Origin of the sequence: Actinomadura sp. NAK00032 (assembly GCF_013364275.1) — a bacterium.
GTDB lineage: Bacteria > Actinomycetota > Actinomycetes > Streptosporangiales > Streptosporangiaceae > Spirillospora.
Genome location: NZ_CP054932.1, coordinates 2,577,320 through 2,600,070 on the forward strand (window position 1 = coordinate 2,577,320; position 22,751 = coordinate 2,600,070).

Sequence of the window (22,751 nt, forward strand, 5' to 3'; positions counted from 1 at the left end):
GGAGGACGCCCAGCCTCAATCGCTCCGTGACCTACCGAACGTACAGTGAGCGACACGGTGATCCCGTAGTGCAGCAACGTCGCTGATCTCCGGCAGGCGGCTCCGGCAGGCATGCTCCCCCCAGGCAAGCCGGTCGCCACCGGCCCGCGCCGACCCTGCGCGGGGCACGATCCGCGACCTTCCGGCCGTTGTACGAGCGGCGAGGGTCGTGGACCCAACTCCTCCCCGGCGTGCGGCGTCCACCGTCCGCGGGGGCCGACACGCCCCACCGGGGCAGGAAGGGACCGGCGCGATGAGCGGCGACTACGCCAGGCGGATGCCGCCGCGTGCGCTGCCGGTCGCCATGGCCGCGGTCGTCGGCGTGCTGTACGCCACCGGTTCGCTGCTGGGCTGGGGCGGCCGGGCGTTCATCGCGTGGGCGGAGGCGGGCGCCGCGGGCGCCGCCGCGGTCTCGCTGCTGCTGTCGTCCCGTCGGCCCGACGGCGTCCCGGCGGAGCCGGGCGCACCGGGCGGGCTCTGGCGCGCGTCGTGGCGGTGGTACGGGATCGCCGCCGCGTCCTGGTTCGTCGGCGCGCTCGGCGGGGCCCTGGCGGACGGCGCCGGCCGCAGCGCGCTGTCCCTGTCGGTCCCCGACCTGTTCTACCTGTTCGCGCTGGTGGCGCTCGTCACGGGTCTCGTCGTGCCGATCAGGCTGCCGCGCGACGCGGGCACCTGGCTGCGCTACGCGGCCGACACCTATGTCTGCGCGTGCGCGCTGTTCGTGCTCGGCTGGGTCGCGCTGTTCGGCACGCTGTACCACCGGTCGGGGGAGGCCCCGCCGGAGTTCCTGCTGGAACTGCTGTACCCGCTGATCGACATCGTGTTCGTCTGCGGCGCGCTGCCGTTCGTCCTCGGCGCGGCGCGCGGGCACCGGCGGCTCGCCTGGATGGGGTACGGCGCGCTCACCGCCATCGCCGCCGCCGACATCGTGAGCACGTTCGTCCGGCTGGACGGCGGCGGGCCGTCCGACGACCCGTCCGACATCCTGCGCCTGGCCGGGCTGCTGCTCCTGCTGCTGGTGCCGTGGACCGGCCCGGTCGCCGAACCGGACCTGCCGGTCGACGACATCCCGGCCGACGTCGAGGTGGACGCCGAGGAGCGCGGCCGCATGATCGGCCCCGGCATCGCGCCCGCCGCGGTCGCCGCGGCGGCGGCGCTGTTCATCGGGGGCCACTCGCTCACCGGCCAGAACGGCCTGGAGCCCGGCGTGTCGATCGCCGCGGGCTCGGCCGCGCTGGTGCTGATCGCGCGGCTCGCCGCGCTGCTGCACGAGAACGAGGCGCTGCGCCGGGCCGTGGACACCGGCGAGGAGCACTTCCGGGCGCTGTCGGAGAGCATCAACGACGCCGTGCTCATCTGCGACCTGGACGCGACCGTCCAGTACGCCAGCGCGGGCGCGCTGCGGACCTACCACTACACGTCCGAGGAGCTGCTCGGCCGCCCGCTGAGCGAGATCGTCCACCCGGAGGACCTGCCGCGCGTCCAGGCGGTGTTCACCGAGTTCCTGGGCGAGCAGCCCGGCGCCGGCGGGCCCGACGACGCGCTGCGCGTGTCGTGCCGGGTGCGCGCGGCCGACGGCACCTGGCTGCCGACCGAGTCGACGATCTCGCGCTACAGCGGCTCGGCCGGGACGCCGGCCCGGCTGCTGGTGACGACGCGCGACCTGAGCGAGCAGGCGGCGCTGCAGCGGCAGGTCGCGCACCTGACGTTCCACGACGGGCTGACGGGCCTGCCGAACCGGTCCTACTTCGAGGAGCGGACGCGGGAGGTGCTGTCGCGGCAGCAGTCCGGCGGCAAGGCCGCGGTCGTGTTCGTCGACCTCGACGGGTTCACCGCGGTGAACGACTCGGAGGGGCACGCGGCCGGCGACCAGGTGCTCGCGCAGGCGGCGCGGCGGCTGCGCGCCAACGTCCTGTCCGACGACACGGTGGCGCGGTGGGGCGGCGACGAGTTCGCCGTGCTCGTCCAGCTCCCGCCGGACGACGGCGAGACCCGCGCGACGGTCGAGCTCGCCGGGCGGCTGCTGCGCGTCCTCTCGGTCGACCCCTACCAGGTGGGCGACAAGCACATCGTGCTGACCGCGAGCGTCGGCATCGCGTTCGCGGGGGACGAGGAGGAGCCCGGCGCCGGGCGCGGCGGCGCCGACGCGGGCCGCAGGCTCCGCCGCTCCGCCGCCGACCTGCTGCGCAACGGCGACCTCGCGATGGCCCGCGCTAAGGAGGCGGGCGGCGGGCGCGTGGAGGTGTACGCGCCGCACATGCACGCCGACGTCGTCCGGCGGCTGGAGCTCGGCAGCGACCTGCAGACGGCGCTCGCCGAGGAGCAGTTCGCGGTGGAGTTCCAGCCGGTGGTGGACCTCGGCACGTCCCGGGTGACCGGGGTGGAGGCGCTGCTGCGCTGGTGGCGGGGGAGCGAGGCGGTACCTCCCGAGGAGTTCATCGGCCCGGCGGAGGAGTCCGGCCTGATGGTCCCGCTCGGCGAGTGGGTGCTGCGGGAGGCGTGCCGCGAGGTCGCCCGGTGGCGCGGCGACTCCTGGGACGTGGGCCTGTCGGTGAACTTCACCGCCCGGCAGATCGCCGCGCCGCGGTTCACCGAGACGGTCGCGGCGGTGCTGGAGGAGACCGGGCTGGCGCCGAGCGCGCTCACCCTGGAGGTCCGCGAGGAGGTCCTCGTCGAGGACGCCGGGCAGAACGTGGCGCGGCTGTCGGAGCTGCGCGACCTCGGCGTCCGGCTGGCGATCGACGACTTCGGCACCGGGTACGCCTCGCTGGCCTACCTCGGCCAGCTCCCGGTGGACATCATCAAGATCGACCCGTCGTTCGTGGCCGGCCTCGGCCGGGACGAGACGCTGACGCTGCTCACCCGGACGATCGTCCGGCTCGGCAGCGACCTCGGGCTGACCGTGGTGGCGGAGGGCATCGAGCGGCCCGAGCAGCTGGAGCTGCTGCGGGAGATGGGCTGCCCGCGCGGCCAGGGCTTCCTCGTGGCGCGCCCGATGGCGGCCGGGCGGGTCGAGTCGCTGGTGCGGACGAACCTCGCCGGGCGCAACCGCCCGGGCGACGTCGCGCTGCCCCTGCCCGGCTGACCCTGTTCGGCTGACCCTGCCCCGGCTGCCCCTGGCCCGGCCGGCCTCCGCCGCGTGAACCGCGCCACAGTTATCTCAAATCCTGAGATTTACTGTCCACGGATTTGACCGGGGGGCGGACATCGGCGAAAGTGGGCTCGTGCAGAGCACCTCCATCATCCTCGTAGTACTTGGCCGGCGCGCGGGCTGACCAAGCTTCTCGTCCTGCGCGCCTCCCCTCGACCGCTTCACGGCGGCGGGGGTTTTTTGTTGCCCGGCGAGCCAAGACTCACTCCCCAAGGAACCGCAGAATCATGACGACCGAACAGATGACGGGAGCCCAGGCGCTGGTCCGCGCCCTGGAGAACGTCGGCGTCGACACCGTGTTCGGCATTCCGGGTGGCGCGATCCTCCCGGCGTACGACCCGCTGTTCGACTCCAAGAAGCTGCGCCACGTCCTCGTCCGGCACGAGCAGGGCGCCGGACACGCCGCCCAGGGCTACGCGATGGTGACCGGCAAGGTGGGCGTCTGCATGGCCACCAGCGGCCCCGGCGCGACCAACCTCGTCACGGCGATCTCCGACGCCTACATGGACTCGGTGCCGATCGTGGCGATCACCGGCCAGGTCGCGTCCTCCCTCATCGGGACGGACGGCTTCCAGGAGGCCGACATCGCCGGCATCACGATGCCGATCACCAAGCACAACTTCCTGGTGACCAAGGCGTCGGACATCGGCCGGACGATCGCCGAGGCGTTCCACATCGCGGGCACCGGCCGGCCGGGACCGGTCCTGGTCGACATCGCCAAGGACGCGCTCCAGGCCACCGTCGCCTTCGAGTGGCCGGTCGCGCTCCAGCTGCCCGGCTACCGGCCCGTCACCCGGCCGCACTCCAAGCAGGTCCGCGAGGCGGCGCGGCTCATCGTCAACGCCGAGCGCCCGGTGCTGTACGTCGGCGGCGGCGTGCTGAAGGCCGGCGCGTCCGCCGAGCTGAAGGTGCTCGCCGAGCTGACCGGCGCGCCCGTCGTCACCACGCTGATGGCCAAGGGCGCGCTGCCCGACAGCCACCCGCTGCACATGGGCATGCCCGGCATGCACGGCGCGGTCGGCGCGGTCGGCGCGCTGCAGCGCTCCGACCTGCTGGTCACCCTCGGCGCCCGGTTCGACGACCGGGTCACCGGCAAGCTGGACGGGTTCGCGCCGCACGCCAAGGTCGTGCACGCCGACATCGACCCGGCGGAGATCTCCAAGAACCGGCACGCCGACGTCCCGATCGTCGGCGACGCCCGCGAGGTCATCGCCGATCTGGTCGTCGCCGTGCAGAACGAGCACGAGCAGGGCCACAAGGGCGACTACACCGACTGGTGGCGGCAGCTGAACGCCTGGCGGGAGACCTACCCGCTGGGCTACGACACGCCGGACGACGGCTCGCTGTCCCCCCAGTACGTCATCGAGCGGATCGGGGCGATCGCCGGGCCGGACGCCTACTACGTCGCGGGCGTCGGCCAGCACCAGATGTGGGCCGCGCAGTTCATCAAGTACGAGCGGCCGGGCGCGTTCCTGAACTCCGGCGGCGCCGGGACGATGGGCTACGCCGTCCCGGCGGCGATGGGCGCCAAGGCGGGCGCGCCCGGCACGACGGTCTGGGCGATCGACGGCGACGGCTGCTTCCAGATGACCAACCAGGAGCTCGCGACCTGCGCGATCGAGGGCATCCCGGTGAAGATCGCGATCATCAACAACGGCAACCTCGGCATGGTCCGGCAGTGGCAGACGCTCTTCTACAACGAGCGCTACTCCAACACCGGCCTCAAGCCGCAGGCCGAGCACGCCGAGAAGCGGATCCCCGACTTCGTCAAGCTCGCCGAGGCGTACGGTTGTGTCGGCCTGCGCTGCGACAAGGCTGCGGACGTCGACGAGGTCATCGCCAAGGCCATGGAGATCAACGACGCCCCCGTCGTGATCGACTTCGTCGTGCACGAGGACGCCATGGTCTGGCCGATGGTCGCGGCCGGCACCACCAACGACGACATCAAGATCGCGCGGGACATGGCGCCCGAGTGGGAGAACGGAGACTGACCCCGATGAGCCTGCACACCCTCTCGGTGCTGGTGGAGAACAAGCCCGGCATCCTGGCCAGGGTCGCGGCGCTGTTCTCCCGGCGCGGCTTCAACATCGAGTCCCTCGCGGTCGGCGTCACCGAGCACCCGGACATCTCCCGGATGACGATCGTGGTCAACGTCGCCGACCTGCCGCTCGAACAGGTCACCAAGCAGCTCAACAAGCTGATCAACGTGCTGAAGATCGTCGAGCTGGACTCCGGGGCGTCGGTCCAGCGCGAGCTGGTGCTGGTCAAGGTGCGGGCGGACGCGGAGACGCGGTCGCAGGTGCTGGAGACCGTCAACCTGTTCCGTGCCAAGGTGGTGGACGTCGCGCCGGACGCGGTCACCATCGAGGCGACCGGCAACCGCGACAAGCTGGACGCGTTCATCCGGGTCCTGGAGCCGTTCGGCATCAAGGAGCTGGTGCAGTCGGGCATGGTGGCCATCGGCCGCGGCGCCCGGTCCATCACCGACCGCTCGCTCCGGGCGATCGAGCGCAGCGCGTAAGCCGGGGTGCGGGGCCCGCCCCCGCACCCTGGCAAACCACTACAGATACAACGAAAGGCGACAGCACTGTGGCTGAGATGTTCTACGACGACGCCGCCGACCTGAGCGTGATCCAGGGCCGGCACGTGGCGGTCATCGGCTACGGCAGCCAGGGGCACGCGCACGCGCTCTCCCTGCGCGACTCCGGCGTGGACGTCCGGGTCGGGCTCCGCGAGGGGTCGGCCAGCCGGGAGCTGGCGGAGGCCGAGGGCCTGCGCGTCGTGACCCCGGCCGAGGCGGCCGAGGAGGCCGACCTCATCATGCTGCTGGCCCCGGACCACCACCACCGGGAGATCTTCGAGAAGGACATCAAGCCCGCCCTGGTCGAGGGCGACGCGCTGTTCTTCGGGCACGGCTTCAGCATCCGCTACGGCCTCGTCCAGCCGCCGGAGGGCGTGGACGTGGCGATGGTCGCGCCGAAGGGGCCGGGCCACCTCGTCCGCCGCCAGTTCGTCGCGGGGCGCGGCGTGCCGGTGATCGTGGCCGTGGAGAAGGACGCGTCCGGCAACGCCTGGCCGCTGGCCCTCTCCTACGCCAAGGCGATCGGCGGCCTGCGCGCGGGCGGCATCAAGACCACCTTCACCGAGGAGACCGAGACCGACCTGTTCGGCGAGCAGGCCGTGCTGTGCGGCGGCGCGTCCGAGCTGGTCAAGACCGGCTTCGAGGTGCTGACCGAGGCCGGCTACCAGCCGGAGGTCGCCTACTTCGAGGTGCTGCACGAGCTGAAGCTGATCGTCGACCTCATGTACGAGGGCGGCATCTCCAAGATGTACTGGTCGGTGTCCGACAACGCCGAGTACGGCGGCTACCGCAGCGGCCCGCGCGTCATCACGCCGGAGACCAAGGCCGCGATGAAGAAGATCCTCGGCGAGATCCAGTCCGGCGAGTACGCCAAGGAGCTGGTGGAGGAGTTCGAGAGCGGCCAGAAGAAGTTCAAGGAGTACCGCGAGAAGATGGCCGAGCACCCGGTCGAGAAGACGGGCGCCGAGCTGCGCCCGATGATGAGCTGGCTCAACGACTGAGCGCCGCGCCGGAGGCGCGGGGGCGGACCGCCTCCGCGCCTCCGCCGTTTCCGGGGGCCGGGCGCTCAGAGGCCGAAGCGGCGGAGCAGCCGCGCCCGCAGCGAGGGGCCGCCGCCGGCGCCGCCGACGAAGAGCGCCAGGTGCCCGCCCCTGGTGAAGTAGACGGCGACGTCCCGCGCGCCGGCCGCCCGCCGCTGCGGGCCGGTCCGCACGCCCTCGGCGCGGACGGCGCCGAAGCGGGCCTCGCGGGTGACGCCGAGCGCGGTCGCCGCGACGTGCACGTCCCAGCGCCCGGGCGCCACGGCGGCGGGGTCGGCGACGGCCTCGAACCCGCGGGCGCCGTCCGGGCGGGGCTCGGCGGGGAAGCCGTGCTCGACGCCGGACGTCCGCTCCCGCAGGATGAGGTCCACGGCGGTGTGGTTGGTCTCGACGCGCTGCAGCGCCGCGACGCCGCGGATGCGCACCTTGCGGCCCTGCCAGGCGACCGCGTCGAGCCGGTGCTCGACGCCGACCTCGGCGGTGATGTCGGCGTCCTGCCGGGGGACGCCGCGCAGGTAGGGGTACATCGCGTAGATCCGGCCGCCGACCACCACGGCGCCCGCCGGGCTGCCCTCCACCTCGTCCCGGATCAGCCGCTCCAGCTCCTCGCGCAGGCCGTGCTGGATGCAGAACGCCCGGAGCCGCACCGACGCGGGCATCGCGGAGCGGGCGGCCTCGCTCAGCCCCTCCTCGCCGATGACGTGGCGGGTGCCCTCCACGAGCCGCTCCCGCTGGACGCGGTCGAGGCTCAGGTAGCGGTGGTCGTACACGCGCAGCACGTCGCGCAGGACGCTGATGGTGCAGTCCGAGGTCACGGGTCTCTCCTGATCGGCCGGGGACACCGGTCACGTTAAGGCTCCGGGCGATTGCACACAGTGAAATCCCGGTGGTGTGTCCTCCTGGATGCATACTCGGTATTGCCTCGGGGATACGCGGTATGCATACTTGGTAGGCATGTCGATCCGTCACGGCCTGCTGGCACTGCTGTCCCAGGGGCCCCGCTACGGCTACCAGCTGCGCGCCGAGTTCGAGTCCTCCACCGGCGGCACCTGGCCGCTCAACATCGGCCAGGTCTACTCCACCCTCTCCCGCCTCGAACGCGACGAGCTCGTCACCCGCGTCGGCGCCGACGACGAGGGCCGGTTCGTCTACCGGATCACCCCGGCGGGCGAGGCGGACGTCCGGCGGTGGTTCGCCACCCCGCTCGTCCGGGCGGACCGTCCCCGCGACGAACTCGCGATCAAGCTCGCGATGGCCGTCACCACGCCGGGCGTGGACGTCGCCGGCGTCGTCCAGGCGCAGCGCACCGCCACGCTGCGCGCCCTCCAGGACCTCACCCGGCTGAAGGCCGACGCGCCCGCCGTCCCCGCCGACCAGGGCGACCGCGCGTGGCGGCTGGTGCTGGAGTCCATGATCTTCCAGGCGGAGGCCGAGGTGCGCTGGCTGGACCACTGCGAGTCCTTCGTCGCCCGCGCCGAGCCCGCCGCCCCGGCGGCCCCGGCCGCCGCGCCCGCCGAGGCGCCGGAGAAGGCCGGCGGGGAGGCGCGGCGATGAGCGTGCTGTCCCTGCGGGACGTCTCCCGCGACCACGGCGGCGGCCCGGCCCTCGTGCACGCCCTCGCGGGGGTGACGCTGGAGGTCGCCGAGGGCGAGTTCGTCGCCGTGATGGGCCCGTCCGGCTCCGGCAAGTCGACCCTGCTGACGCTCGCCGGCGGGCTCGACACCCCGACGTCCGGCCAGGTCCTCGTGGACGGCGCCGACCTCGGCGCGCTCGGCCGCGCCGCCCGCTCGGCGCTGCGCCGCCGCGCCGTCGGCTACGTCTTCCAGGACCTCAACCTCATCCCCAGCCTGACCGCCGCCGAGAACGCCATGCTGCCCCGCGAGCTGGACGGCGTCCGCGCCCGCAAGGCCCGGCGCGAGGCGCTGCACGCGCTGGCGGAGGTGGGCGTCGGCGACCTCGCCGACCGGTACCCCGACGAGATGTCCGGCGGCCAGCAGCAGCGCGTCGCGATCGCCCGCGCGCTGGTCGGCGACCGGCGGCTCGTCCTCGCCGACGAGCCGACCGGCGCGCTCGACAGCCACACCGGCGAGGACGTCATGCGGGTGCTGCGGGGCCGCTGCGACGCGGGCGCGTCCTGCCTGATGGTCACGCACGAGTCCCGGCACGCCGCCTGGGCCGACCGGGTCGTGTTCCTGCGCGACGGCCGGCTCGTCGACGCCACGCCCGGCCGCACCGGCCCCGAGACCCTGCTGCGGGAGACGACGTGACCCGCTACGGATTCGCCTTCCGCCTCGCGCGGCAGGACGCGCTGCGGTCCCGGGGCCGCACCGCGCTGGTGCTGTGCATGATCGGGCTGCCGGTCGGCGCCGTCAGCGCCCTCGCGGTCCTGCGGGCGACGACCGCGGCGCGCGACGGCGCGGGCGGCGCGGGCGAGGCGTCCGCCGCCGAGGCCGGCGTGCTGGCGCTGATCGTCGCGATGGCCGTGCTGGAGGTCGTGCTGCTGGCCGGGCCGGCCTTCGCGGTGGACGTCCGGCGCCGCCGCCGCGACCTCGCGCTCGTCGCGGCGGCGGGCGGTGCCGGCCGGCACCTGCGCGCCGTCGTGCTGACGAGCGGCGTCCTGCTCGGCGGGTCCGCGGCGGTCGGCGGCGCCGTGCTCGGCGTCGCGGGCGCGGCCGCTGTCACGTGGACCGCCGAGGCGCGGGGCGCGGCCCCGCTCGGCCCGTTCACCGTGCCGTGGCTCCTGCTCGCCGCCACCGTGCTGCTCGGTGCGGGCAGCGGACTGGCGGCCGCGCTCGTCCCGGCCGCGCAGGCCGCCCGGATGGACGTCGTCGCCGCCCTCGCCGAGCGCCGCGAGACGCCCGCCCCGGGCCGCCGCGGCTGGCCCGTCGCCGGAGCCGTGCTCGTCGTCGCGGGCGTGGCGCTGTGCCTGGAGGGCGTCCGGCGGTGGCGCGAGTTCGGCGCCGCGATCGGCGCGGCGGCGATCATCATCGGGCTCGTGCTCGCCTGCCCGTGGCTCATCGGCGCGGCCGGGCGGCTCGCGCACCGGCTGCCGCTGCCGCTCCGCCTCGCCGTCCGCGACGGCGCCCGCAACCGGGCCCGCACCGCGCCCGCGGTCGCCGCGATCATGGCGGCCGTCGCCGGAATCACCGCGCTGGCCATCGGGGGCGCCAGCGACCTCCGGCAGGAGCAGGTCGAGTACCAGGCGCGGCTGCCCATGGGCTCGGCGCTGGTCCGGCCGCCGCTGGACCGGGCGGAGGAGGTGGGAGCCGCCGTCCGGGGCGACCTGCCCGGCGTGCCCGTCCTGCCGCTGAAGGCCATGCCGGGGCCGGACGGTGTCTGCGCGTCCGACGACTGGTCGCAGTGCCCGTCCGTGAGCTTCGCCGCCGAACGCGACGGGAACGCCTCCTTCGACCTCATGGACAACGTGGTCGGCGGCGCCCGCGAGGCCCGGCTCGTCCTCGGCCGCGACGATCCCGCCGTCACGGCCGCGCTGGCAGCAGGCAAGATCGTGCTGTTCCGGGTCGAGCCCCTGGCCGGCGGGACGACCACGGCCAAGGTGTCCTACTGGGCGGACGACAAGGAGCACACCCTCCGGACGATCGGGAACCTGCCGGCGGTCGCCGCACCCGGCGACCCGCACGTGCGGGCCATCGTCCCGCCGGCGGCCGCCGCGAAGATCGGGCTGCCCGTCCGGACGGAGGCGTTCGGCGTCGACCGCGCCGACCACCGCGTCACCGAGGCCGAACAGGCGCGCCTCGACAGGACCCTCGGCTCCTTCACCAAGGACGACGGGTCCGTCTACGTCGAACGCGGCTTCACCGGGTCGTTCGGCAAGGTCGTGCTGATGCTGGCGGGGGCGGCGGGCGTCCTCGCACTGGGCGGGGCGCTGATCGCGACCGGGCTGGCGTCCGCCGACGCCCGTCCCGACCTCGCGACCCTCGGCGCCGTCGGCGCCAAGCCCGGCACCCGGCGGCTGCTGGCCATGGGACGGGCCGCGTTCATCGCCGCGCTCGGCTGCTGGCTCGGCATCGCCGGCGGGCTCGTCCCCGGCATCGCGGTGGCGCGCCCGCTCACCGGCGAGGTCCAGGAGACGGGCGCGGCGGCGCACGGCGTGATCGTCGACATCCCGTGGACGCTGCTCCTGGCGGTCGGCGTCGGCATCCCGCTGCTCGTCGCACTCGTCGCCGGCGCGACCACCGCCACCCGCCTCCCCACGACCCGCCGCACCACGGCCTAGCGACCCCGCCCCACGGCCCGCCAGACCCCGCGCCGCGGTCTGGCGGGCCCTGCCCCTGGCGGTCCCGTCCTGGGGAAAGGTGTGGTCATGGGTCCGCGCCGGGCGGGGAAACGCGCGGGCCGGAACTCAGCCGCGGGCCGGTGCGGTGGTAGCGTCCGGCGCGTGGCCGAGGTCGTCGTGGCGCAGGAACCCGTCGGGGAGGTTCCGGCCGGCACCGGGGGAGGCGCCCGGCGCCGGCCCCGCCTGCCGCTCGCCGCGCTGATCGCGGCGAGCGCGCTGCTGTACGTGGCGTACGCGCTGATGCGGCTGCGCGCCTTCCGGACCGGCAGCTACGACCTGGTGATCTTCGACCAGGCGGTCCGGTCCTACAGCCGGTTCGACCTGCCGGTCGCCATGGTGAAGGGCGTCCACAACGGCTTCGGGCCCGACTTCTCCGTCCTCGGCGACCACTTCTCGCCGATCCTGGCGCTGCTCGCGCCGTTCTACTGGATCCACGACGGCCCCGAGACGCTGCTGATCGCGCAGGCCGTGCTGCTCGCGCTCGCGATCTGGCCGATCTGGCGGTACGCCGAGCGCAGGCTCGGCTCCGGCGCCGCGTACTGCGCGGCGGGCGCCTACGCGCTGTCCTGGCCGATCGCCGAGGCGCTCGCGTTCGACTTCCACGAGGTCGCGTTCGTCCCGCTGCTGTCGGCGCTGCTGGTCGAGCGGTACGACGCCGGGCGGCGCGTCCACGCGGCGGTGGCGGCGGCCGCGCTGCTGCTCGTCAAGGAGGACATGGGGCTCCTCCTCACGGGCTTCGGCCTCTACCTGCTCACCCGGCCCGACGAGTCCGACGGCGAGCGGCGGCGGCTGCGCGACCTGCTGCCCCGGGGCGACCGCCGGGCCGGGCTCGCCTACGCGGCGGTCGGGCTGTGCGCCACCTGGGTCAGTTCGCGGGTGCTCATCTCGGCCTTCGGCGGCGACAACGGCTACTACTGGGCGTACGGGGCGCTCGGCCCCGACGTGCCGCACGCCGCAGTCCACGCCCTCACCCAGCCGTGGGACGTCGCCGCCGTGCTCGTCGACCCGCCGCAGAAGGTGCTGACGATGGCGCTGGTCCTGCTGCCGCTGCTCCTGCTGCCGCTGGCGTCTCCACTGACCCTCACCGCCGTGCCGCTGCTGGCCGAGCGGATGCTCGCGAGCAGCTTCGGCAACTGGTGGGAGCCCCACTACCACTACAACGCGTTCATCGTCGCCGTGCTCGTCCTCGCGGGGGTGGACGGAGCGGCACGGCTGCGCGGGCGGCTGGGCAAGGTTCGGCGCGTCCCGCCCGTGCTGCCGATGGCCGGGGTGCTGGCCGCGACGCTCGTGTGCGTGCCGTTCTTCGCCTACCGGCACCTGGCCGACCCCGCGCTCTGGCGGCAGAACGAGCGGGCCCGCGCGGCCGCGGCGGCGGCCGCGACCGTCCCCGACGGCGCGCTCGTCGAGGCGGCCAACGGCGTCGGGCCCGCGCTGACGTCCCGCGCCCGCGTCCTGCTGTGGGACGAGCGGTCGCGCGGGGCGCCGTGGGTGGTCGCCTACGTCGGGCGGCTGGAGTTCCCGTTCCCCTCGGTCGCCGACCAGCGGCGGCGGGTCGCCGAGCTGGAGGCCGCCGGGTACCGGACGGTCTTCCGGCAGTCCGGATACATCGTCCTGCACCGCGACGCCCCCGATCCCTGGTGAGCCGCCGCTTTGGACGGATTGTCCAGTGACCGATGGACGACATCGCTGTCAGAATTCCAGTGAAGATACCGTTCGGATAAATATCCCTATCGTTTCTGGGTACTTTGCCTGATACTTGAAGAAAGCCGTGACGGCCGCGGCCACTGCGTGGAGAACCTGCGCGAACACCCGTGTGACCGCCGCCGGAACGGGTCCTGGGCGGAGCGGATGAGCGGTGTGAGGCTGATCGAGGACAACACGGGCACGCCGGCCGGAGGCGGTGCGCAATTCCCCACCGGCGCGGCAATCGCGCGGCTAGTCAATTTTGTGAATAACGGTGCGGAGTCATGACATGCCGGCGCATCGGGACGAGGACGTCCGGCGCTGGGAGACGTGCGGTCAGGCGTGGATCGGCGTGCTGCGACACGTCTGGTCCGCCGGCGAGGCCGGGCTGGAGGACGGCGGTCCCATCATCGAGGGACCCCCGCTGCTGTTCGAGATCGGTTCGCTGAGCTGGGAGGACCCGATCCTCCACGAGCACGGCGACCGGGCGCGGCTCGTGCGGCGCGCCCAGGAGCGCACCCGCCGGGTCGTCCGGGGCCGGTACTGGCCCCGGCTGCACGACCTGGACGGGCACGACCAGATCCGCTGGGTGGTCGACCTGCTGCGGGCCAGGCCGTGGACGACCAGCGCGTGGATCTCCCTGACGATCCCGGGCGAGCCGGCCGACGGGCTGCCGGCGCTGACCGCGCTGTCGTTCCGGATCCGCGGCTACCGGCTGACCATGACCGCGATGTTCCGGTCGCAGAACGTCCACCGCGGCTACCTGATGTACATCCCGCTGCGCGAGGTGCAACTCGGCGTCGCCGAGGAGCTCGGGCTGCCCGCCGGGCCGCTGCGGGTGTTCGTGGACGTCCCGCACGTGCACGTCGCCGACGCCGAACGGGTGGCGTCCGTGCTCGCCGCCGTCCCGGAACCGAACGCGGCCTGACAGACGCTGCCTGGCAGACGCGGCCTGACAGACCAGGGCGAATGCGGAGTTACCGGTGAGTCCTTCCCTGCCGCGAACCGGCGCCGCCGCCGGGTTATAGACTCATCTGCCGGGGGCGAGGTCCACGACGAGGTGACTCGCGACTTCACCTGCACACAGCACACGAACATCCACTTCCCGAAGGACTGTTTCCTCTTGAGCAAGCCCGTCGTCCTCGTCGCAGAAGAACTCTCCCCGGCCGGCATCGCCGTGCTGGAGGCCGACTTCGACGTCCGGAGCGTCGACGGCAGCGACCGCGAGCAGCTGCTCCCGGCCGTCGCCGACGTCGACGCCCTGATCGTGCGCAGCGCCACCAAGGTCACGGCCGAGGTGTTCCAGCACGCCAAGAAGCTCCGGGTCGTCGCCCGCGCCGGCGTCGGCCTCGACAACGTCGACGTGGAGGCCGCCACCAAGGCCGGCGTCATGGTCGTCAACGCGCCCACGTCCAACATCGTCACCGCCGCCGAGCACGCGATCGCGCTGCTCCTCGCCACCGCGCGCAACGTCCCGCAGGGGCACTCCGCGCTCAAGCAGGGCGAGTGGAAGCGCTCGAAGTACACCGGCGTCGAGCTGCAGGGCAAGACCGTCGGCGTCCTCGGCCTCGGCCGGATCGGCGTCCTGGTCGCCCAGCGCCTCGCCGCCTTCGACATGAACGTGATCGCGTTCGACCCGTACGTGCAGGCCGCCCGCGCCGCCCAGCTCGGCGTGAAGCTCGTCACGCTCGACGAGCTGCTCCGCGAGAGCGACTTCATCACCGTCCACCTGCCGAAGACCCCCGAGACCCTCGGCCTGGTCGGCGACGCCGAGCTGCACAAGGTCAAGCCGAACGTGCGGATCGTCAACGCCGCCCGCGGCGGGATCGTCGACGAGGAGGCCCTCGACCTCGCGATCAAGGACGGCCGCGTCGCCGGCGCCGGGCTCGACGTGTTCAGCAGCGAGCCCTGCACCGACAGCCCGCTGTTCCACCACGACAACGTCGTGGTCACCCCGCACCTCGGCGCCAGCACCCACGAGGCGCAGGAGAAGGCCGGCACGCAGGTCGCCCGCTCGGTGAAGCTCGCGCTGTCCGGCGAGTTCGTGCCGGACGCCGTCAACGTGCAGGGCGGCGCGGTCGCCGAGGACGTCAAGCCCGGCCTGCCGCTCGCCGAGAAGCTCGGCCGCATCTTCACCGCCCTCGCCGGCGGCGTCCCCGTCCGGCTCGACGTCGTCGTCCGCGGCGAGATCGCCGAGCACGACGTGAAGGTGCTGGAGCTCGCCGCGCTCAAGGGCGTCTTCGTGGACGTCATCGAGGAGGCCGTGACCTTCGTCAACGCGCCGCTGCTGGCCCGCGACCGCGGCGTCGAGGTCACCCTCACCACCTCCGAGGACAGCCCCGACTGGCGCAACGTCGTACAGGTGCGCGGCACGATGGCCGACGGCGGCGTCGTCTCGGTCTCCGGCACGCTCACCGGCCCCAAGCACGCCGAGCGCATCATCGAGATCAACGGCTACAACATGGAGCTCGTCCCGACCGAGCACATGGCGTTCTTCTCCTACGTCGACCGCCCCGGCATCGTCGGCGCCGTCGGCAAGCTGCTCGGCGACGAGCAGGTCAACATCGCCGGCATGCAGGTCGGCCGGGACGCCAAGGGCGGCAAGGCGCTGATCGCGCTCACCGTCGACTCCGCCATCGCGCCGCAGCTCGTGGACGCCATCACCCGCGAGGTCGGCGCCGACATGGGCCGCCGCGTCGACCTGGAGGGCTGACGCCCGCCCGCACGTCTCACATACTGAGAACCTCCGCCACGGATCGGGACAACCCGCCGTGGCGGAGGTATTCTCGCTGGTAGTCATGCGGCGCTTCGTAGTAATCCTTCGCTGCCGCAGCGGGGCCTGATCATCGGCAGGCCGGCACCCGCTGCGGAGGCTCTGCCTGGCCGTGAGCCCGATATCGACGCCGGACCGTGCGAACCCACGCCCCCGGCAGGCCCTCCCGCCACCGCACAGCGAATCTGGAGCATTTGCCATGGACGACACCTGGAACACCACGGCCGAAGAAGCCGAAGAAGAGGCCACCCGAGCCCTGCAGACCGCCCTGGACCGTAGGGCGGAGTAGTTAGGCATCGCCCTCGGCGTCAGGCGCTGGGGCGCCTTACTTCCACGGGCGTTGCGGGCGATCGCTGCATCGCTTCGGCTCGCCTGGCGGCTCGCTGCGCGATCAGGTTCTCGCAGGCTCGAACCTGCCTTCGGACGCGATCGCGAGGGTCGAGGTCAGTGCGTGGCCGGGGCGGTGGCTGATGCCGTCCCGGCCGTTCTGTCGCCGGGTGCGAGACTTGGCGGGTGGACGTTGTCGGGGGCGGTGAGGTCGCTCGGGTGTTGCGTGAGGTCGGGCGGCTCGGGCCCTACTTCGAACTCCTCGTGGACGACGTGGGCGGCGGCGCCTGGCGGCCGTTCAGCGGGGACGTCGAGCGGCTGCGGGAGTTGACCCGGGATCACGCCGTGCGGCTTGGGACGGGGGAGCGGCGGGTCGCCGCGTCTCTGCTGTTCCAGGGGCTCGCGGCGCGGTTGTGGTCGCCGGTCGTCGCGTCGTCGGCGGCGGGGATCGTGCCCGACCTGCGGGAACTGCGGTGGTCGTGGGCGCCTGGCGAGGCAATCACGCTCGGGGTTCCGGAGGCGTGTGGGTGGCGGGTCGAAGAGGTGGGTGAGGCCGCCTCGGTGATCCAGGCCGTGGTCGTGGACGGTCTGTTGCGGCCGTTGCAAGCGGCGATGTCCGAGTTCGTCCGGCTGGCGGACGGGCTCGTGTGGGGGAACGCGGCGTCCGCGCTGGCGGGCACTCTGCGGGTGCCGGGGTCGCCCGTGCGGGTCGCGCTGGTGCGCGAACTGCTCGGGCGGGAGCCGCTGGCGGGAGCCCTGGACGACCGGTTCGTCCGCAGGAGCTGCTGCCTGTACTACCGGGTGCCCGGCGGCGGGATGTGCGGAGATTGCGGGCTGTTGACCGGATCGTGAGACGCGAGCCCAAGCATTGAGACGTTTGCAGTAGAGTGCGCGCATGGCTTCGCGCAGCATTCGTCTGGCCGTCATCCCCGGTGACGGGATCGGCCCCGAGGTGGTCGCCGAGGGACTGAAGGTCCTCGACGCCGTGTCCGGCGACCTCACGTTCGACAGGACCTCCTACGACCTGGGCGCCGCCCGCTGGCACCGGACGGGGGAGACGCTGCCCGACTCGGTGCTGGCCGAGCTGCGCGAGCAGGAGGTCATCCTGCTCGGCGCCGTCGGCGACCCGAGCGTGCCCAGCGGGACGCTGGAGCGCGGCCTGCTGCTGCGCACCCGCTTCGAGCTGGACCACTACGTCAACCTGCGGCCCGTGAAGCTGTTCCCGGGGGTCGCGACGCCGCTGGCCGGCGTGGCGCCCGCCGACATCGACATGGTCGTCGTCCGCGAGGGCACCGAGGGCCCGTACACCGGCGTCGGCGGGGTGCTGCGCAAGGGCACGCCGCACGAGGTCGCCACGCAGGAGAGCGTGAACACCGCGTACGGGGTCGAGCGGGTCATCCGGTACGCGTTCGAGGTCGCGGCGTCCCGGCCGCGCAAGAAGCTCACGCTCGTCCACAAGGACAACGTGCTCACCTTCGCCGGCGACCTGTACCAGCGGGTCCTCAAGCGGGTCGGCGAGGAGTACCCGCAGGTCGCGACCGACTACGTGCACGTCGACGCGGCGACGATGTTCTTCGTCAACCAGCCGCAGCGGTTCGACGTGGTCGTCACCGACAACCTGTTCGGCGACATCATCACCGACATCGGCGCCGCGATCGCGGGCGGGATCGGGCTCGCCGCGTCCGGCAACGTCAACCCCGACCGGACGGCGCCGTCGATGTTCGAGCCGGTGCACGGCAGCGCCCCCGACATCGCCGGGCAGGGCAAGGCCGACCCGACCGCCACGGTCCTGTCGGTCGCCATGCTGCTCGACCACATCGGCGAGGGCGACGCCGCCCGCCGGGTCGAGCAGGCCGTCTCCGACGACCTGGCCGAGCGCGCCGCCCTGGGCGCCCGGTCCACGTCCCAGATCGGCGACGCGATCGCCAAGCGAGTATCCGGGTAGGGCACGCCGCCTGTCCGGACGGACCGGGTGTGCCCTCGCGGCGCGCCCGGTCTTCGGCATGCGCCGCGCGTGGAGGAGCAGGTCTAGACGAAGTACGACAATAGGGATGAGAGACGCCACAGCGGCGATGGGGCCGCCCGGCGATCCGCGAGAGGACGAACCGCGATGAGCGACACCCTGGAGTTCGAGATCACGCGCACCGAGCGGCCCGCGAGCGCCGCCGAGCGGGCCGCGGTCCTGGCAGATCCCGGCTTCGGCCGGCACTTCACCGACCACATGGTCACGATCAGGTACTCGGCCGACCGCGGCTGGCACGACGCGAGACTCGAACCGTACGGGCCGATCCCGATGGACCCGGCCTCGCAGGTGTTCCACTACGCCCAGGAGCTCTTCGAGGGTCTCAAGGCCTACAAGCAGCCGGACGGGTCCATCGTCACCTTCCGGCCGTACATGAACGCGGCGCGGATGAACCGGTCCGCCAAGCGGATGGCGATGCCGGAGATCCCCGAGCAGCTGTTCGTCGACGCGATCGAGCTGCTCGTCCGCACCGACAAGGACTGGGTGCCCGACACCGAGGGCCACAGCCTCTACCTGCGGCCGTTCATGATCGCCACGACCCGCGCGCTCGGCGTCAACAGCCCCGCGAACGAGTTCCTGTTCATGGTCATCGCGTCGCCGTCCGGGCTGTACTACCCGCGCGGCATCAAGCCCGTCTCGGTGTGGCTGTCGCAGGACTACACCCGCGCCGCCCCCGGCGGGACGGGCGAGGCCAAGTTCGGCGGCAACTACGCGGCGTCGTTCGCCGGGCAGGCCGAGGCCGTCGCGCAGGGCTGCGACCAGGTCGTCTGGCTCGACGCGGTGGAGCACCGCTGGGTCGAGGAGGTCGGCTCGATGAACCTCATGTTCGTCTACGGCTCCGGCGCGCACGCCCGGCTGCTCACCCCCGCGCTCACCGGCACGCTGCTCGCCGGCATCACCCGCGACTCGATGCTCAAGCTGGCGCCCGACCTCGGCGTGCCCGCCGCCGAGGGCAAGATCAGCATCGAGGAGTGGCAGGCGGGCTGCGAGTCCGGCGAGATCACCGAGGTGTTCGGCTGCGGCACCGCCGCGATCATCAGCCCGGTCGGCCGGGTCAAGGGCCGGGACCGGGAGTGGACGATCGGCGACGGCGAGCCCGGCGAGATCTCGATGCGGCTCCGCCAGGAGCTGGTCGGCATCCAGTACGGCACCCGCCCCGACCCCTACGGCTGGGTCCACAAGCTCGTCTGACCTGCGGTTCCACGGGCCCCGGCCGGACGCGTGCCGGGGCCCGGCCGTCTCATCATTCAAGACGGGTGTCCCAAGCATTCGACCCGTATGGCAGACTGGAGCGCATCATGCGCAACAGCCTCGTCATTATCGGCTGGCGCGCCGGCAGCTAACGGGACACCGCCGGCGCGCAGACCTCTCACGTCCGTGAGGGGTCTTTTTTGTGCCCTGGCGCCACCCTCTGGGGGTTCTCACCAATGCAAGGCGACGCGTTCCACGTCTACGACACCACCCTGCGCGACGGGTCCCAGCAGGAGGGGCTCAACCTCTCCGTGCCCGACAAGCTCGCCATCGCGCGGCACCTCGACGACCTGGGCGTCGGCTTCATCGAGGGCGGCTGGCCCGGCGCCAACCCCAAGGACACCGAGTTCTTCAGGCGCGCTCGAACAGAGCTCGACCTGAGGCACGCGCGGCTCACCGCGTTCGGCGCGACCCGCCGGGCCGGGGTGAAGGCGGCCGACGACCCCCAGGTCGCCGCCCTGCGCGAATCCGGCGCGTCCGTCGTGACCCTGGTCGCCAAGAGCCACGACAGGCACGTCGAGCTGGCCCTCCGCACCACCCTGGAGGAGAACCTCGCGATGATCCGCGACACGGTCTCCCACCTGCGTGCGGAGGGCCAACGAGTCTTCCTGGACGCCGAGCACTTCTTCGACGGCCACAAGGCCAACCGCGCCTACGCGCTGGAGGCCGTCCGCACCGCCGCCGAGGCGGGCGCGGACGTCGTCGCGCTCTGCGACACCAACGGCGGCATGCTGCCGGACGAGCTGGCCGAGGTCGTCCACGAGGTCGTCGGGTACGGCGTCCGCGTCGGCATCCACTGCCACGACGACTCCGGCTGCGCGGTGGCGAACACGCTCGCCGCGGTGAAGGCCGGCGCCACCCACGTGCAGGGCTGCGCCAACGGCTACGGCGAGCGCAGCGGCAACGCCAACCTGTTCACGGTCGTCGGAAACCTGCAGCTCAAGCGGGGCATGAACCTCGTGTCGGACGCGCAGCTCGCCGAGATGACCCGCATCGCGCACGCCGTCTCCGAGGTCACCAACGTCGCGCCCAGCTCGCAGCAGCCGTACGTGGGGGTGTCGGCGTTCGCGCACAAGGCGGGCCTGCACGCGTCCGCAGTCAAGGTCGACCCGGACCTGTACCAGCACATCGACCCGGCCACCGTCGGCAACGACATGCGGATGCTGGTGTCGAGCATGGCCGGGCGCGCGTCCGTCGAGCTGAAGGGCCGCGAGCTGGGCTACGACCTGTCCGGCGACAAGGCGAAGGCCGTCGTGGCCAAGGTCAAGGAGCTGGAGTCCACCGGCTACACCTTCGAGGCCGCGGACGCCTCGTTCGAGCTGCTGCTGCGCGAGGAGCTGACCGGCGTCCGGCAGCGGCACTTCGACGTCGAGTCGTGGCGGTCGATCGTGGAGCGCCGCCCCGACGGCTCCATGGTCAGCGAGGCCACCGTCAAGCTGCACGCCAAGGGCGAGCGGATCATCGCGACCGGCGAGGGCAACGGCCCCGTCAACGCCCTCGACAACGCGCTGCGCCTCGCCCTCGGCCGGCTGTACCCGGAGCTCGCGCGGCTGGAGCTGGTCGACTACAAGGTCCGCATCCTGGAGGGCGCGCACGGCACCGACGCCCGGACGCGCGTGCTGATCGAGTCCGGCGACGGCGAGCGCGAATGGGGCACGGTCGGTGTCGAGGACAACGTCATCGCCGCGTCCTGGCAGGCGCTGGAGGAGGCCGTCACCTACTGCCTCCTGCGCGCGGGCCGCGAGGCCGGCTGAGGCGCCGCCGCGCGCGAAGGGCGGCCCGCCGGGGAATGCCGCCGGCCCTCGGGGCATTATCGGGGCATGAGCACCGAGATCAGTGACAACGCCGGGAAGAGCCGCTACGAGATCAGGGTGGACGGAGACCTCGCCGGGTTCGCCGAGTACGAACGCGGGGAGGGCTCCGTCGTCTTCACCCACACCGAGGTCGACTCGGCGTTCGAGGGCAAGGGCATCGGGAGCGCGCTCGCGCGCGGCGCGCTGGACGACGTGCGGGGGAAGGGCCTGTCGGCCGTCCCGCTGTGCCCGTTCATCAAGAAGTGGATCCAGAAGCACCCCGACTACCAGGATCTCGTGGCGTCCTGACCCGCACACCGCCCGACCCTCACACCGCCTGGAGCCTGGACCCGCCGCCCTCCAGCATGAGCCACGCCGACAGCGACGCGTCCTTCAGCCGGACCCGGACCCGCGAGTAGCGGCCCGGGTCGACGAGGCCGGGGGCGGGCGCGATCACCGAGTCGTACACGAAGTCGGACGTGACGAACGCCAGGTCGGCGCCGGTCTCGGCGACGCGGCGCTTCACCGCCGGGGCGTCCACCATCCGCCGCGCCGTGATGATGGCCGTCCCGGCGACCCCCTTCGGGCCGCGCCGCACCGGGCCGACGTGCAGCGCGGCGCGCAGCTGCAGCCGGGTGGCCTCGGCGGCGCGCCGGTTGTGCCGCCGCAGCTGCGCGGCCAGGTGCGCGAGCATCGGGTCGACGACCGTGTCGGTCGGCGTGGTCGGCGGGACCACCACGAGCGCGCCGTCGCCGCGGTCCTCCTGGTAGATCCGGCCGAGGTCGAGGCCGGACGCGCCGAACGCCTCCTCCAGCAGGCCGTACATCACGGACAGCACGTACTCGCGGTCGGCGTCGGTGCGCAGCGGCGAGCTGAACCGCGTGATGTCGGTGATGAGGATCGAGCAGTTGCCCCGCACGTCCTTGAAGTCGTGCTTCTCGACCTGCCGCCGGTACACCTGCTGCTCCAGGACGGCCCGCACGCGCGGGTTGAGGTCCAGGAACGCCGCGAAGTCGCGGGCGTCGACGCGCAGCGCCCGGACGTCGCTCTCCGCCGTGACGGTCGCGGACCGGTCCCGCACCATCAGCGCCGCCCGCTCGCCGACCAGCTCCCCGGCGCCCCGGAACGCGATGATCCGCTGCTCGGCGCCCTCCCGGACCCACACCCGCGTCCAGCCGGACAGGATCACGATGACCTCGCCCGCGATCCCGCCCTCCCGGCACAGGACCTCCTCGGCGCGGTAGACGTGCCGGCGCGCGCGTGCGGCGAGGTCGTACCGCTCGGCGGGCGTCAGCGCGTCCCAGAACGCCGCCGTGCCGGACGGAGCGGGCAGGCCGGGGACCGCGAGCATGCGGGGCGCCGCCGCCGCGGCCACCACCGGCGGTCCGGGCGTCTCCCGCAGCGTGCCGGCCTTCAGGTACTGGACGAGGGCGTTCGCCACGGCCACCGCCGGAAAGGTCAGGAACGTCAGGAACCCGCTGACGGCGGCGGTCGCCGAGCCGCCCACCGCGTACCCGAGCACCACGGCCCCCAGCGTCACCGCGGTCACGGTCTTCGCGTTCATCGTGCCCGCGTGCGAGGCCGTGCGCCTCCGCGACCGCGCCCTCCAGCGGTTCGGCTCCACGGAGTCTTCCTTCCCCCGGAAGGGCCGGGCGTAGTGCCGTCCGGCCTCTCGGCGTCGGTTCCGTCCCCACGTCTCCCACCATCGAGACTAGGATGAGATACATATGAAAGCCATACGAAGACTGTCTGTAACTCGGTAACTGTTATATCGCTCGATGGCAAGACAGGGA

General features: G+C 73.0%; 17 protein-coding genes. 15 read left to right on the plus strand and 2 right to left on the minus strand.

The features are described 5' to 3' along the window. The first annotated feature begins 292 nt into the window (after positions 1–292). The 4 genes from HUT06_RS12030 to ilvC all read left to right on the plus strand — a co-directional run bounded on the left by HUT06_RS12030 (position 293) and on the right by ilvC (position 6,772). A complete protein-coding gene (locus HUT06_RS12030) occupies positions 293–3,124 on the plus strand; it encodes a bifunctional diguanylate cyclase/phosphodiesterase (protein ID WP_176195800.1) in 2,832 nt (943 codons plus the stop codon). A 170-nt stretch (positions 3,125–3,294) separates the two neighbouring features. Then, the gene (locus tag HUT06_RS12035) at positions 3,295–5,181 is read left to right on the plus strand and encodes an acetolactate synthase large subunit (RefSeq protein WP_176195801.1); all 1,887 of its coding nucleotides are present in this window, start codon (positions 3,295–3,297) and stop codon (positions 5,179–5,181) included. Positions 5,182–5,186: 5 nt separating this feature from the next. After that, a complete protein-coding gene (ilvN, locus tag HUT06_RS12040) occupies positions 5,187–5,711 on the plus strand; it encodes an acetolactate synthase small subunit (RefSeq protein ID WP_138636588.1) in 525 nt (174 codons plus the stop codon). 77 nt (positions 5,712–5,788) lie between these two features. After that, the gene (gene ilvC / locus HUT06_RS12045) at positions 5,789–6,772 is read left to right on the plus strand and encodes a ketol-acid reductoisomerase (protein ID WP_176195802.1); all 984 of its coding nucleotides are present in this window, start codon (positions 5,789–5,791) and stop codon (positions 6,770–6,772) included. 65 nt (positions 6,773–6,837) lie between these two features. Here the strand turns inward: ilvC and HUT06_RS12050 are convergent, their stop codons facing one another. Then, positions 6,838–7,626 (minus strand): hypothetical protein, encoded by a 789-nt coding sequence (locus HUT06_RS12050; protein ID WP_254715131.1) that lies wholly within the window; start codon positions 7,624–7,626, stop codon positions 6,838–6,840. 139 nt (positions 7,627–7,765) lie between these two features. On the opposite strand from HUT06_RS12050, the gene HUT06_RS12055 reads away from it, so the two are divergent. The 11 genes from HUT06_RS12055 (at position 7,766) to HUT06_RS12105 (ending at position 21,267) form a co-directional block, all read left to right on the plus strand. Further along, the gene (locus HUT06_RS12055) at positions 7,766–8,365 is read left to right on the plus strand and encodes a PadR family transcriptional regulator (RefSeq protein ID WP_176195803.1); all 600 of its coding nucleotides are present in this window, start codon (positions 7,766–7,768) and stop codon (positions 8,363–8,365) included. Then, the gene (locus HUT06_RS12060; RefSeq protein WP_176195804.1) at positions 8,362–9,078 is read left to right on the plus strand and encodes an ABC transporter ATP-binding protein; all 717 of its coding nucleotides are present in this window, start codon (positions 8,362–8,364) and stop codon (positions 9,076–9,078) included. Before HUT06_RS12055 ends, HUT06_RS12060 begins: the two co-directional genes overlap by 4 nt. Beyond that, positions 9,075–11,048 (plus strand): ABC transporter permease, encoded by a 1,974-nt coding sequence (locus HUT06_RS12065; protein ID WP_176195805.1) that lies wholly within the window; start codon positions 9,075–9,077, stop codon positions 11,046–11,048. The genes HUT06_RS12060 and HUT06_RS12065 overlap by 4 nt, the downstream gene beginning before the upstream one ends. Before the next feature lie 162 nt (positions 11,049–11,210). Beyond that, a complete protein-coding gene (locus HUT06_RS12070; protein WP_176195806.1) occupies positions 11,211–12,749 on the plus strand; it encodes a DUF2079 domain-containing protein in 1,539 nt (512 codons plus the stop codon). Between the two features lie 331 nt (positions 12,750–13,080). Then, positions 13,081–13,719, plus strand: coding sequence for a hypothetical protein (locus tag HUT06_RS12075; RefSeq protein ID WP_254715132.1), 639 nt, complete (start codon positions 13,081–13,083; stop codon positions 13,717–13,719). Positions 13,720–13,914: 195 nt separating this feature from the next. Beyond that, entirely contained in the window at positions 13,915–15,504 is a 1,590-nt protein-coding gene (gene serA, locus HUT06_RS12080; protein WP_176195807.1) for a phosphoglycerate dehydrogenase, read from the plus strand. A 573-nt stretch (positions 15,505–16,077) separates the two neighbouring features. Continuing rightward, positions 16,078–16,743 (plus strand): (2Fe-2S)-binding protein, encoded by a 666-nt coding sequence (locus HUT06_RS12085; RefSeq protein WP_176195808.1) that lies wholly within the window; start codon positions 16,078–16,080, stop codon positions 16,741–16,743. Between the two features lie 43 nt (positions 16,744–16,786). Beyond that, positions 16,787–17,836 carry a 3-isopropylmalate dehydrogenase gene (locus HUT06_RS12090; RefSeq protein ID WP_176195809.1) on the plus strand — a complete coding sequence of 350 codons (1,050 nt, stop codon included), beginning with the start codon at positions 16,787–16,789 and terminating at the stop codon, positions 17,834–17,836. 165 nt (positions 17,837–18,001) lie between these two features. After that, positions 18,002–19,105 carry a branched-chain amino acid aminotransferase gene (locus HUT06_RS12095; RefSeq protein WP_176195810.1) on the plus strand — a complete coding sequence of 368 codons (1,104 nt, stop codon included), beginning with the start codon at positions 18,002–18,004 and terminating at the stop codon, positions 19,103–19,105. Positions 19,106–19,341: 236 nt separating this feature from the next. Then, entirely contained in the window at positions 19,342–20,919 is a 1,578-nt protein-coding gene (gene cimA / locus HUT06_RS12100; RefSeq protein WP_176195811.1) for a citramalate synthase, read from the plus strand. A 66-nt stretch (positions 20,920–20,985) separates the two neighbouring features. Then, positions 20,986–21,267, plus strand: a complete 282-nt coding sequence (locus tag HUT06_RS12105; protein WP_176195812.1) for a GNAT family N-acetyltransferase — start codon at positions 20,986–20,988, stop codon at positions 21,265–21,267. Between the two features lie 19 nt (positions 21,268–21,286). Here HUT06_RS12105 and HUT06_RS12110 read toward each other — a convergent pair whose 3' ends face one another. Then, positions 21,287–22,522, minus strand: coding sequence for a Crp/Fnr family transcriptional regulator (locus HUT06_RS12110; protein WP_176195813.1), 1,236 nt, complete (start codon positions 22,520–22,522; stop codon positions 21,287–21,289). Between the last annotated feature and the right edge of the window lie 229 nt (positions 22,523–22,751).

Bases quoted from the DNA above. Each gene is read 5' to 3' on its own strand.
- HUT06_RS12030 (WP_176195800.1), top strand. From the start codon at position 293: ATGAGCGGCGACTACGCCAGGCGGATGCCGCCGCGTGCGCTGCCGGTC.
- ilvN (WP_138636588.1), top strand. From the start codon at position 5,187: ATGAGCCTGCACACCCTCTCGGTGCTGGTGGAGAACAAGCCCGGCATC.
- ilvC (WP_176195802.1), top strand. From the start codon at position 5,789: ATGTTCTACGACGACGCCGCCGACCTGAGCGTGATCCAGGGCCGGCAC.
- HUT06_RS12055 (WP_176195803.1), top strand. From the start codon at position 7,766: ATGTCGATCCGTCACGGCCTGCTGGCACTGCTGTCCCAGGGGCCCCGC.
- HUT06_RS12060 (WP_176195804.1), top strand. From the start codon at position 8,362: ATGAGCGTGCTGTCCCTGCGGGACGTCTCCCGCGACCACGGCGGCGGC.
- HUT06_RS12075 (WP_254715132.1), top strand. From the start codon at position 13,081: ATGCCGGCGCATCGGGACGAGGACGTCCGGCGCTGGGAGACGTGCGGT.
- HUT06_RS12090 (WP_176195809.1), top strand. From the start codon at position 16,787: ATGGCTTCGCGCAGCATTCGTCTGGCCGTCATCCCCGGTGACGGGATC.
- HUT06_RS12095 (WP_176195810.1), top strand. From the start codon at position 18,002: ATGAGCGACACCCTGGAGTTCGAGATCACGCGCACCGAGCGGCCCGCG.
- cimA (WP_176195811.1), top strand. From the start codon at position 19,342: ATGCAAGGCGACGCGTTCCACGTCTACGACACCACCCTGCGCGACGGG.
- HUT06_RS12105 (WP_176195812.1), top strand. From the start codon at position 20,986: ATGAGCACCGAGATCAGTGACAACGCCGGGAAGAGCCGCTACGAGATC.
- HUT06_RS12110 (WP_176195813.1), bottom strand. From the start codon at position 22,522: ATGAACGCGAAGACCGTGACCGCGGTGACGCTGGGGGCCGTGGTGCTC.